Source organism: Streptomyces sp. NPDC091649 (assembly GCF_044756785.1).
Classification (GTDB): Bacteria; Actinomycetota; Actinomycetes; order Streptomycetales; family Streptomycetaceae; genus Streptomyces.
Genome location: NZ_JBIVTR010000017.1, coordinates 39,328 through 51,696 on the forward strand (window position 1 = coordinate 39,328; position 12,369 = coordinate 51,696).

The 12,369-nt window shown below is 73.8% G+C and carries 6 protein-coding genes; 3 read left to right on the plus strand and 3 right to left on the minus strand.

The window, feature by feature from the left end:
- The first annotated feature begins 145 nt into the window (after positions 1-145).
- The 3 genes from ACIQMU_RS24980 to ACIQMU_RS24990 are packed head-to-tail and all read left to right on the plus strand — an operon-like array spanning position 146 to position 7,646.
- On the plus strand, positions 146-3,601 hold the full coding sequence (locus ACIQMU_RS24980; RefSeq protein WP_402689716.1) for a CDP-glycerol glycerophosphotransferase family protein: 3,456 nt from the start codon (positions 146-148) through the stop codon (positions 3,599-3,601).
- On the plus strand, positions 3,598-6,507 hold the full coding sequence (locus ACIQMU_RS24985; RefSeq protein WP_402689717.1) for a CDP-glycerol glycerophosphotransferase family protein: 2,910 nt from the start codon (positions 3,598-3,600) through the stop codon (positions 6,505-6,507). Before ACIQMU_RS24980 ends, ACIQMU_RS24985 begins: the two co-directional genes overlap by 4 nt.
- Positions 6,504-7,646: a glycosyltransferase gene (locus tag ACIQMU_RS24990; RefSeq protein WP_402689718.1), complete on the plus strand. Its 1,143-nt coding sequence runs from the start codon at positions 6,504-6,506 to the stop codon at positions 7,644-7,646. Before ACIQMU_RS24985 ends, ACIQMU_RS24990 begins: the two co-directional genes overlap by 4 nt.
- Before the next feature lie 102 nt (positions 7,647-7,748).
- Here the strand turns inward: ACIQMU_RS24990 and ACIQMU_RS24995 are convergent, their stop codons facing one another.
- From ACIQMU_RS24995 to ACIQMU_RS25005, 3 genes are all read right to left on the minus strand, one after another.
- A complete protein-coding gene (locus tag ACIQMU_RS24995; protein WP_402689719.1) occupies positions 7,749-9,980 on the minus strand; it encodes a CDP-glycerol glycerophosphotransferase family protein in 2,232 nt (743 codons plus the stop codon).
- Between the two features lie 217 nt (positions 9,981-10,197).
- Positions 10,198-11,076, minus strand: a complete 879-nt coding sequence (locus ACIQMU_RS25000) for a carbohydrate ABC transporter permease (RefSeq protein ID WP_352241244.1) — start codon at positions 11,074-11,076, stop codon at positions 10,198-10,200.
- The gene (locus ACIQMU_RS25005) at positions 11,073-12,359 is read right to left on the minus strand and encodes a carbohydrate ABC transporter permease (protein WP_402689720.1); all 1,287 of its coding nucleotides are present in this window, start codon (positions 12,357-12,359) and stop codon (positions 11,073-11,075) included. Before ACIQMU_RS25005 ends, ACIQMU_RS25000 begins: the two co-directional genes overlap by 4 nt.
- Positions 12,360-12,369: the final 10 nt, after the last annotated feature.

The following is a 12,369-nucleotide window of genomic DNA, read 5'->3' on the forward strand; positions in this document are numbered from 1 at the left end:
CACCCGAACGGGCCCCCTCGGGTGACCCGTCCCTCCGGCGCGGGTTGTACCCCATGGCCCCCCGAAGGCCCTTCACACCCCGAAGCCCAATTCCCCGACGTTCATTGCCCCTGATGTCGTCCGCCCGGAAGGATCGTGCGCCGCGATGGCACCCCGTCTCACCGTCGTCGTCCCCCTCTACAACGTCGAGGAGTACCTCGGTGCCTGCCTGTCCTCGCTCGCCGCGCAGACCATGCCGGACCTGGAGGTCGTCCTCGTCGACGACGGCTCCACCGACAACGGCCCCGCTCTGGCACAGGAGTTCGCGGACCGTGACCCGCGCTTCCGGCTGATCCGGCAGGAGAACGCCGGGCTCGGCGCGGCCCGCAACGCCGGAGTCCGCGAGGCCGGCCCCGGCGCGGAGTTCCTGACGTTCGTCGACAGCGACGACGTCGTCCCGCCCGGCGCGTACGCCCGGATGCTGGCCGAACTCGACGGCTCCGGCTCCGACTTCGCCACCGGCAACGTCCTCCGGCTCCGGGCGAACGGGGACCTCGAACAGTCCCCGATGTTCCGCAGGCCGATGGAGAAGGCCCGGCGCGCCACTCACGTCACCCGGGACTGGATCCTGCTCGGCGACCGCATCGCCTGCAACAAGGTGTTCCGCCGCGCCTTCTGGGACGAGCACGCCTTCGCCTTCCCCACCGGGGTGCTGTACGAGGACATCGCCGTCGTCCTGCCCGCCCACTTCCTGGCCCGCTCCGTCGACGTCGTCGAGGAACCCGTCTACCACTGGCGCGACCGCGACGGCTCGATCACCACCCGGCGGGCCGTGCCCCGGGGCATCCGCGACCGGGTCACCGCCGTCACCACCGTCAGCCGGTTCCTCGCGGAACGCCCCGGCCTGGCCGGGGCCAAGCGCCGCTACGACGCCCACGCCCTCTCCGGCGACCTGTGGCTGTTCATCGAGGCACTCGCCGAGGGCGACGCGGAGTTCCACGAGGCGTTCCTGCGGCACGCCGGCGCGTTCGCCGCCACCGTCGACCCCGAGGTCCTCGCCGGACTGCCCCTGCACCTGCGCGTCAAGTGGCAGCTCATCCGCGAACGCCGGCTCCCCGAACTCCTCGCCCTCCTCGCCGACGAGAAGCGGGAACGGGACGCCTTCCACGTACGCGGAACGCTCCGCCCACGCGCCCACCACCCCGCACTCCGCGCCCCGCTGCCGGCCGCGACGACCGCGCTGGCCTCCGCCGACCTGCCCGTCCACGCCCATCTCACCGAGGCCGTCTGGCGGGACGGGCTGCTGCGTCTCACCGGCCACGCCTACGTGCGCAACGCACCCGGCGGCCCGGTCCGGCTCGGCTGGCTGCGCTCCGGGAAGCGGTTGATCCCCCTGCGCACCCGGCCGGTCCCGGGCGACGAGGCCACCGCCCGCTCCGGCGGCTCCCTGCACCGCTACGACCGCGCCGGGTTCGAGGCCGTCATCGACCCGCGCAGGCTCGCCGCCAAGGGAACCGGCAGCGGCCGGGACGGCCGTACGACCTGGAAGCCGGAGGTCGTCGTCATCGGCGCCGGCCGGCCGCGCCGGGGGCCGATGCGCCTCGCCGGCACCCCGGCCACGCCCGCCGTGACGTACACCGACGAGTGGACCCGTATCGTCCCCGTCCTGTCGGGGAACAAGCTGGAACTCCGCACCGAACGCGTCGCCGCCGTCCTGACCGGGCAGTCGGCGGGCGAGGACGCCCTGCGCCTCACGGTGAAGATCCACGGCGATGCCGGACCGGTCGCCCTCAGGCTCACCGAGTGGCGCACCAAGGAGACCCGGGAGTTCGCCCTGCGCGGCTCCCCCGGCTCCCGGGCGGCGGACATCCCGCTCCAGGTGTTCCGGGGCGAGGACGACGCCTGGGGCGTGCAACTCGTGGGCGAGGGAAAGCCTTTGACGGTCGCGGCCCGGACCGACGGCCGGGACGGGCGCTATCCGCTGCCCGGCGGCCGGGAGCTGTACGCGGCCCCCAACCCCTCGGGCGACCTCGTGCTCACCGACCGGCCCGTCCAGCCCGTCGTCACCTCCGCCCTCTGGCAGGAGTCCGGCGACCTGGTCCTCGAAGGAGCCTTCCCCGAGCCCACGGGAGCCCCCCGCGAACTCGTCCTGCGGCACAGCGGCCACCAGGAGGAGGCCGTCCTCGGCCTGGAGCGGCGCGAGGACGGCGGCTTCCGGGCCGTGATCGCGCCCGCCGCAGTCGAGGGACCGGGCGGCGCGCTGCCCCTCGCCGAGGGACGGTGGTACCTCTTCCTGCGCGAACCCGGAGAGCGGGACCCGGAGGAGTACCGCCCGCTGCGGCTGGGCGCCGCTCTGCACCACACGCTGCCCCGGCAGCGGAGCGTGGCCGGGCGGGACCTCACCCTCCAGCGGCGCCACCACGACCGGCTCGTCCTGGAGTCCGGCAGCGCACTCCCGGCCGGAGAGAGGGGAGCGTACGGGCAGCGGATCCAGCGCGAGCGGTACGCCGCCCTGCGCTGCCGCGGCGCGGACGAACTGCGCCCCGCCGTCCTCTACTCCAGCTTCGACGGCCGCCAGTACTCCGACTCGCCACGCGCCATCCACCGCGAACTCGCCGCCCGGGAAAGGGACATCGAGCACCTGTGGGTGGTGCGCGACGAGCAGGCGGCCGTGCCCGAAGGCGTCCGGCCCGTCGCCCTGCACAGCGCGCACTGGTACGAGGCACTGGCCCGCAGCCGCTGGATCGTCACCAACACCCACCTGCCCGAGTGGTTCGAGCGGGGGGAGGGCCAGTGCGTCGTCCAGACCTGGCACGGCACCCCGCTCAAGCGCGTCGGCCGCGACCTCGCGGGCACCCCGCACGCCGACGCCGCGTACATGGCCTCCATGGAGCACCGGTCCGCCCAGTGGAGCGTGCTCGTCTCCCCGAACACCTTCTCCACCCCCGTCCTGCGCCGCGCCTTCGGCTACTCCGGCGAAGTCCTGGAGTGCGGCTACCCGCGCAACGACCTCCTGCACGCCCCCGGCCGGGCCGAGGCCGCCGCCGCCGTACGCGAACGGCTCACGATCCCCGAGGGGCGGCGCGTGATCCTCTACGCCCCGACCTGGCGCGAGGACCGCCCCAAGCGGGCCGGGCGCTACGGGCTGGACCTCCCGCTCGACCTGGAGCGGGCCCGCGAGACCCTCGGCGAGGACCATGTCCTGCTGGTGCGGCGCCACTACCTCGTGGGCGGGAGCGTCCCCGACACCTCCTTCGTCCGGGACCTCTCCCGCCACCCGGACGTCGCCGAACTGCTCCTCATCAGCGACGTCCTGGTCACCGACTACTCCTCGATCATGTTCGACTTCGCGCAGACCGGCCGCCCGATGCTCTTCCACACCCACGACCTGGCCCACTACCGCGACACCCTGCGCGGCTTCTGCTTCGACTTCGAGGACCGCGCCCCCGGCCCGCTGATCCCCGACTCCGCCGGGATCGTGGCCGCCCTGCGCGACCCGGAGGCCGCCACCGCCGGACACCGGGAGGCGTACGAGCGGTTCCGGAAGGAGTTCTGCGACCTCGACGACGGGACCGCCGCCGCCGGCGTGGTCGACCGAATGCTCAAGGGGGAGCAGGCGTGAGCGACTTCAGCTGTGTGATCACCGCCGGCGGGGACGCCGAGGGGCCGGGAGGCGCGGACGGCCTGCGGGCCTCCGCGGAGTCCGTGCTCGACCAGTCCCTGCGCGCCGCCGAGGCCCTCGTGGTCCTCGCCGCCGCCGCCGACCCGGCGCTCCGCACCGCCGCCCGCACCCTCGCCGACCGGGCCCCCGGGCGGGTCCGCCTGGTCCACGCCGACCCGGCCGCCCGCACCACCGGGGCCCTGCGCAACGCGGGCCTGGACGCGGCGAACGGGCGGTACGTCCTGGTGCTCGCCACCGGCGAACGCCTCCAGCGGCATGCCTGCCGCAACCTCTGGCAGGCGGGCGAGTCCAGCCGCGCCGACCTGATCGCGGGCCGCTGGAGCCACACCGCCGGCGAGAGCGGCAAGGAGCGGGAGCCGTCCTGGCAGGGCGAGCTGTACGCCCGCTCCCGCACCCTCACCCGTTTCACCGAGGCCCCCGAACTCGTCGTCAGGGACGCCCTGGTGACCGGTTTCTGCCTGCGCCGGGAGGCCGCCCGGCGGCACGGGCTGCGGTACGAGGAGGACCTGGCGCACGGCGAGATCCTGTTCGGCCCGCTCGCCGCCGCCGCGGTCGGCCGGATCGCCCTGGTCCGCCGGCTGATCGTGACCGGGCGCGCCGTCCCCGACCGGGCCCGCGACCTCACCGCCCTGGTCGAGGCGCACCGACGGGTCGCCAACACCCTCCTCGCCCACGGGCTGCCCCGACTGCGCGCGGAGCGGGAGAAGGCGTTCGCACGCGACCAGCTGGTGCCGCTCGCCCGGTCCTTCCCCCAGCTGCCCGCCGCCCGCCGCGACCGGGTCGCCGCGGCCGCCGCCCGCGCGCTGACCGCGTCCTTCCTCTCCCACCTGCCGGACCTGCCGCCGCTGGAGCGGGTCGCCGTGAGCCTGCTGGCCGAGGGCGACGCCGAAGGGGTCCTCGCCGCGGCCTACGCGCTGAGCAGGCCCGCCACCGTGTGCGCACCGCTGACGGCGGGCCCGGACGGGCGGGTCTTCTGGGGCGACGCCGCCGGTGCCCGGCCGGCCCGGGGCGGCGGCCCGGCCGGGCCGGACCTCGATGTCACCGAACTCGGGCACCAGCACCGCTCCTTCGGCGAGCTGCGGCTGATGAACCGGCTCACCCGCGTCTCCGCCGAGAGGGGCCGCCTGCTGCTCGAAGGACGCCTCGTCCTGCCCGGCCACACCGGACCCGGCCCCGGCGCCCCCCTCTCCGCCACCCTGGAGTTCCGGGCCCGGGACGGGGCGCGCGCCGTCGCGTTCCCGGTCCAGGAGGTCCGGCACGACGGAAGCGGAATCACCTGGCGCGCGCGGGCCGACGTCTCACGCCGGCTGCGCCCCGTCGGCGCGCGCGACACGGCGTGGGACGCGCGGCTGACCGTCCGGGCGGCAGACTCCGACGGGCCCCGGGCCGTCAGCGACCTGTTCGCCCCGCAGGACCAGGTCGACGGGACCCTCCGGTTCACGGCCAGACCCCGGCTCGGACGGCTCGCCGGGGACACCTGGGAGCCCTACATCACCCTCAAGGACCACTTCGCGCTCCGGCTGACCGCCCGCCGCCGCCCGGCCCGGACCACCCGCCGCCTGATCCGCTACGCCACGACCTTCCGGCCGGCCCGCAGGGCGAAGCTCCTCGCCCGCGCCACGCGCAAACGGCTCGACCGCTACCGCTCCCGGGGCTTCAAGACCTCCGCCTACAACACCTGGCTCACCCGGCTGCCCGTACGCCGGGGCTCCGTCGTCTTCGAGAGCCACATGGGCACCTGCTACGGCGACAGCCCCCGCGCCCTGTACGAGGAGATCCGCCGCCAGGGCCTGAAACTGCACGCCACCTGGTCCTACGACCCGTCCCCGGCGGGCTTCCCGGCAGGGGCCCGACGGGTGCGCCGCTGGTCCTGGCGCTATCTGTGGGCGCTGGCCCGCGCCGAGTACTGGGTCGACAACCAGGGCTTCCCCCAGCACCTGCGCAAGCCCCCGCACACCACGTACCTCCAGACCTGGCACGGCTCCGCGTACAAACGGATGGGCTTCGACGAGCGGCGCGTACGGCTCCAGAACGCCCCCCAGCGCGAACGGCTCCAGCAGGCCGTGGACCGCTTCGACCACTTCCTCGTCCGCTCCGAGCACGACGTGAACACCCTGGCCCGCGCCTACCGGCTGCCGGAGGAACGGCTCCTGCGCACCGGCTACCCCCGCAACGACGCCCTGGTCGCGGAGCGCGCCCGGGCCGAGTCGGAAGGGCGGCTGCCGCGCCCGCCGCTCGCCGGGGCGCTCGGGCTGGACGACCACAGGAAGACGGTGCTGTACGCCCCGACCTTCCGGGGCGGCCCCGGCAAGCAGCGCAGGAGCCGGCTCCTGCTGGACGTGAGCGAGTTCGCGGAGCGGTTCGGCGACACCCACACCCTGCTCGTCCGGTCCCACTACCTGGAGTCCGCCCGCCTTCCGGTCTGCCCGCCCGGGACCGTCGTCGACGTCTCCCGCCACCACGACGTCAGCGAACTCCTCACCCTCACCGACGTGCTGGTCACCGACTACTCCTCCATCATGTTCGACTTCGCCCTCCTGGACCGGCCCGTCGTGCTGTTCGCCCCCGACCTCGACGCGTACGCCGCCGAGCGCGGCAGCTACTTCGACCTGCGGGAGACGGCCCCCGGGCCGGTGGCCGAGACGCAGGAGGAACTGTTCGCGGCACTCACCGAACTGAAGAAGTCCGACACCCGGTACGCCGACCGGCGCCGGGCCTTCGTCGAGCGGTTCGGCACCTACGACGACGGCGACGCGGCCCGCCGGACCATCGCCGCCGTCTTCGGCCCGGGCGTCCTCCGGCGCGCCCGTCACACCACCGACCACGACCGGGGGGCCGGCCGATGAGCCGCGACGTCTTCATCGTCTCCAACAGCACCGACGAACTCGGCGGCGTCACCGGCTGGATGCACCAGACCGCCCGCCTACTCGCCGGTCAGGGACACCGGGTCCACGCCATCGGCATCCACGCCTCCGACCTGAAGATGACCCTGCCCGAGCGCCCCGCCCACCCCGTCACCGCCCTCTATCCCGCCCACCCCCCGACCCCCTGGACGCCCCACGGGGTCCGCGACCGCTTCCGCGTCCCCACCCGGCGCAGGGAGGCGGCCCGGGCCGCCGCCAAGAAGCGGGCGGTCGGACGGCTCTCGGAGATCTTCGCGACGGCCCGCCCCGGCGCGGTCGTCATCGTCACCCAGGTATGGGCCATGGAGTGGGTTGGGGAGGCCGACACCACCGGACTGCGGGTCATCGGAATGAGCCACGAGTCCTACGGCTACTCCCGCGCGAGCCACCGCTACCGCTGGATCAAGAAGCACTACAAGGACCTCGACCACTGGCTCGTCCTCACGCAGGAGGACGCCGACCAGTGGGCCGGGGACGGCATGAACAACGTCGGCTTCCTCCCCAACGCCCTCTCGCGCCTTCCCGCCGTGCCCTCCCCGCGCACCGCGCGGACCGTCGCCAGCATCGGCCGCCTCAGCGACCAGAAGGGCATCGACCTGCTCCTGGACGCCTGGGCCCTGGTCGCGCCCGCCCGCCCCGACTGGCGGCTGCGCGTGTACGGGGCGGGCGAGGACGAGGACGCCCTGAAGGCGCAGTGCACCGGCCTCGGGCTGGACGGGTCCGTGGAGTGGATGGGCCGCACCGACGACGTGGAAGAGGCCCTCGCGGACGCCTCCGTCTTCGTCCAGTCCTCACGCGGCGAGGGCTTCCCGCTCGCGCTGCTGGAGGCGATGGCCAGTGGCGTGCCGTGCGCCGCCTTCGACTGCGCGCCCGGGGTGCGCGAGATCGTCCGGGACGGCGAGGACGGGCTCCTGGCCCCCGCCGGGGACGTCGACGCCCTCGCCGACCGGCTGCTGCGGCTCACCGGCAACCCGCGGCTGCGCGACGCGATGGGTGCGCGGGCCCGGTCCGGCGTCCAGCGGTTCTCCGAGCCGGAGACCCTGCGGCGCTGGGAGGAACTGTTCGCGTTCCTGGAACGCTGAGCCGGTGGTCCGGAGGCCCTGCCGGCCCGGGCGGCTTCACCCTGCCGGTGCCCCGGACCGGCCCGAGGCCACCGGGCCGGGCGAGGTCCCGTCGGGCCCGGGTCAGCCCCCGACGCCCGCCCCGGCCCCGTCCTGCACCGGAAGGGCCCCGGGCGCCCGGCGGGCGGTGGAGGGCACCGGCAGCGGCAGCCCGTCCCTCTCGCCGAGGAAGACCCGCCGCACCACCCGCTCGGCGGCGTACCCGTCGTCGTACGGACAGAACCGGGCCCGGAACGCGGCGCGCAGCCGCGCCGACCGGGAGTCCCGCCACCGGTCCGTGGCGAAGACGTCGAACAGCTCGTCCTGGTCCCGCGCCACGACGCCGGGCGGGAACGCCGTGATGTCGAAGTACGTGCCCCGGGCCGCCTCGTACGCCTCGACGTCGTCGAGGTGCAGCACCACCGGACGGTCCAGGTTGACGTAGTCGAACATCAGCGACGCGTAGTCGGTGATCAGCGCGTCCGAGGCGAGCGCCAGCGTCTCCACGCAACGGTGCCCGCTGACGTCGATGATCCCGGGGTGCGGCGCCCGCCGGCCACCTGCGGGGTCCGGGGGGCGGGGCGCGCGGGCCAGCACCACGAACCGCGGGCCCAGCACCCCGACCAGCCGTTCCAGATCGAGGGCGGGCCGCTGGACGCGCCGGTAGTCGCGGTGCGCCGGGGCGTACAGCAGAGCCGTGCTGCCCGCCGGGATCCCCAGCGTCTCGCGCAGCCGCGCCACCTCGTCCGGGCCCGTGCGGTGGTACACGTCGGTGCGCGGTGAGCCGTATTCCAGCGTCGTGTACGCGGACGGGTAGGCCCGCTCCCGTACGAGCGTGGAGTGCGGGTTCGCCGAGAGGGAGAAGTCCCAGGTGTCGACGGAGCGCAGCAACTGCTCGAAGTCGGTGCCCCGGGCCGCGGCGGGACGGTCCAGCAGGTCGATGCCCACGGACCGCAGCTCGGTGCCCTCGTGGGTCTGCAGCAGGACCTGCCCCCGCCGCTTGACCAGGCCCGGGTCGAAGGAGGCGTCGTTCACCAGATACGCGGAGCGGGCCAGCGCCGTCCAGTGGGCGAAGGTGCCGGGCGCGAGGTGCCGGGTGCCGGCCGGCACGGTGTGGGCGTCGGCGGGCCGGCAGATCCACGCCGTCCGCACCCCCGGGACCAGCTCCCGGACCTTCGCCTCGATCGCCGCCGGGCTGCCCGTGTACCCCCGGCCGCCCCCGGCGGTGAACACCGCGTCCCGGGAGCGCAGCGGCAGCCGCGACTGGATCCGGTAGTGCGCCCGCAGCGCCGCGCCCCGCACCGCCCGCCGCACGGCCCCCGAGGCCCTCCGCAGCCGGTCCCCGAGGGGTTGGGCCCCCGACAGGGCCCGGTAGGTGCGCCGCGCGCCGAGCCACAGCAGGCCGTGCCGCAGCAGTGCGCGGCGGGGGACCGGGGCGCCGGGGGTGCGGTAGCGGCGGCAGGAGGCGGCCGCCCGGCGGAAGAAGGCGGCGCGGCGGTGGTGCGGCAGCCGGTCCGGGGAGGCGAACAGCGCCGAGAAGTGGTCCAGCATCCGGCGGAACATCACCGGCCGCCACACGGAGAGTTCGGGGCGGGCGTCGATGAACGCGAACACCCGGTCGTACTGGTCGAAGACGTCGAAGTGCTTCTCGCTGGTGGTGGAGAGGATGTTGCCGCGCCGCCGCTGGCGGTAGGAGACGCAGACCGCGTCGAGCACCGCGATCGACCCGGCCGACATCAGCACCGGGTAGGTCCAGGGGGTGTCCTCGTAGTAACCGGGCGGGAAGGCGAACCCCTCGGCCTCGATGAACGAGCGGCGGTACGCCTTGTTCCAGACGACCATGAGGAGCCGCAGCAGCTCGGGCCGGTCGGTGAGCCGGAAGGCGGCGGGGCCGCTCTCGTCGAGGTGGGCGGCCAGGACGTTGCGCACGCTGCGGCCGGTCCAGTACGTCCGGGCGTAGTCGTACATCAGGACGTCGGGCCCGCCGGTCGCCTCCAGCCGGTCGGCGATGGTCTGGAGCGCGTCCGGCAGCAGGGTGTCGTCACCGTCGAGGAAGATCAGGTAGTCGCCGCCCGCCCGGCCCATCCCGGCGTTGCGGGCGGGCCCCAGTCCGCTGTTGCGGGGCAGGTGCAGTGCGGTGACGCGGGGGTCCCGGCGGGCGTACTCGTCGGCGATCGGTCCGCAGGCGTCGGGGGAGCAGTCGTCGACCACGATGACCTCGTAGTCCTTGAAGGACTGCGACAGCACGGAATCCAGACACGCGTGCAGATACGCCTGGACCCGGAACGCGGGCACGATGACGGTGAACCGGGGCACTACACATCCATGGGTCGTTCGCGGGAACCAGGTGGCCCGCAAACGTCGGATGGAATGACAGGGTTACGCCGGGCGTGGCATTCGGGGGACGTACGCGGCGGAGCGGCCCGGTTCCGGGGAACCGGGCCGCTCCGCGTTGACGCACAGGCGTACGCATCCGAGGACCGCGGCCTTCCGCCTCGACCCGTCCCGCAGGCGTACGGCCCTGCGGCGAGGGCTACTTGACCGCGCCCGCCATCACGCCCGAGACGAACTGCCGTTGGAAGGCGAAGAACACCGCCAGCGGGATCACCATCGACACGAACGCGCCGGGCGCGAGCACGTCGATGTTGTTGCCGAACTGACGTACCTGCTGCTGGAGCGCCACCGTGATCGGCGGCGACTCGGAGTCTGCGAAGATCAGCGCGACCAGCATGTCGTTCCACACCCACAGGAACTGGAAGATCCCGAGCGAGGCGATCGCCGGACCGCCCAGCGGCATCACGACCCGGGTGAACAGCCGGATCTCGCCCGCCCCGTCGAGCCGGGCGGCCTCCAGCAGCTCGCGCGGGATCTCCGCGAAGAAGTTCCGCAGCAGGAAGATCGCGAACGGCAGGCCGAACGCCGTGTGGAACAGCACCACGCCGAGTGTCGTCTCGAAGATCCCGATGGTGCCGAAAAGCTCGGAGACCGGGATCAAGGCGACCTGTACCGGCACCACCAGCAAGCCGACCACCAGCAGGAACCACCAGTCCCGGCCGGGGAACTCCATCCACGCGAAGGCGTATCCGGCCAGCGAGCCGATCACCACCACCAGCACCGTCGAAGGCACGGTGATCATGATCGTGCTGACGAGCGAGCCGGTGATCGTCCCGTTGTCCAGCAGCCGCTGGTAGTTGTCGAGGGTCATCTCGGAGGGGGCGGTGAAGATCTTCCACCACCCGGTCGCCGCGATGTCCTGCGGGCCGCGCAGCGACGACAGCAGCAGCCCGATCGTGGGCATCAGCCAGAACAGGGCGACCAGGATCAGGAAGACCCGCATCACCCCGCCGCCGGCGCGGGCGGCGATCCGGGAACCGAGGGACCGCTTGGCCTTGAGTGCTTCGGGAGTGCTCATCGGCGTCCCTCCTTCCGGATCCGGCGGATGTTGAACAGCATCACCGGAATCACCAGCAGCAGCAGGAGCACCGCGATCGCGCTCCCGATCCCCAGGTCCGCGTCCGTGCCGAACGAGGACCGGTACAGCTGGAGCGCCAGCACGTTCGCGTCGTCCTGCGAGGAGCCCGGCGCGATGATGAACACCAGGTCGAAGACCTTCAGCACGTTGATCATCAGTGTCACCAGGACCACCGCGAGCACCGGCGCCAGCATCGGCACCGTGATCCGGCGGAACACCTGCCACTCGTTGGCGCCGTCCACTCGTGCCGCCTCCAGGAGCTCGCGCGGCAGGCCGGCCAGGCCCGCCGCGATCAGCACCATGGCGAACCCGGCCCACATCCACACGTAGCTGCCGATGATCCCGGGCGTCACGAGGGACGGTCCGAGCCAGTCGACGCCGTTGTACGGCTCGCGGAAGTTGTCGGCGGGCAGGCGCAGCTGGGCCCCGTCCGCCGAGGCGGGCAGGGTGAACACGCCGTCCGCTCCGGCCGTGGCCGTGGCGACGACCCCGCCGTCCTTCACCGCCTCGACCGTGAGGCCCTTCAGCCCCAGCTCCTCCGGGTCGACGACATTCGGCTCTCCGCCGCCGCCCCGGGTGAAGTCCAGCCAGGCCGTACCGGAGATCCGGTCCCCGGACTCTGCCGGTGCGGCCTTCGCGGGCCGGGCGTCGCCCGGCATCTTCGCCGGAGCCACGCCGACCAACGGCACCCGCAGCGGCTGGCCGGCGCGGATCGGCTCCTTGGACACGAACGCCCCGCCGTCACCCTTCTCCAGCGGGTGCACGGGCAGCGGGCGCGCCTTCGGGAAGCCGGCGGACTCGTTGAACGTGTCGTGCACGCTCACCGCCACCGCGTTGGCGACCCCCCGCTCGGGGGCCTGGTCGTACACCAGCCGGAAGATGATGCCCGCCGCCAGCATCGAGATCGCCATCGGCATGAAGACGAGCAGCTTGAACGCGGTGCCCCAGCGGATCCGCTCGGTCAGCACCGCGAAGATCAGCCCGAGCGCGGTGGCGACCGTCGGGGCGAAGACCACCCAGATCGCGTTGTTCTTCACCGCCGTGAGGATGGTGTCGTCGGTGAACAGGGCCTTGTAGTTGTCGATCCCGGCGAAGCCCGTACCGGCCTGGTCGAAGAACGACCGGTAGACCGAGTACCCGATCGGATAGAGCACCAGCGCACCGAGCAGCACCAGCGCGGGCAGCAGGAACGCCGCCGCGATGACCCTGCGGGTGCCGGTCACGCTCCGGCGG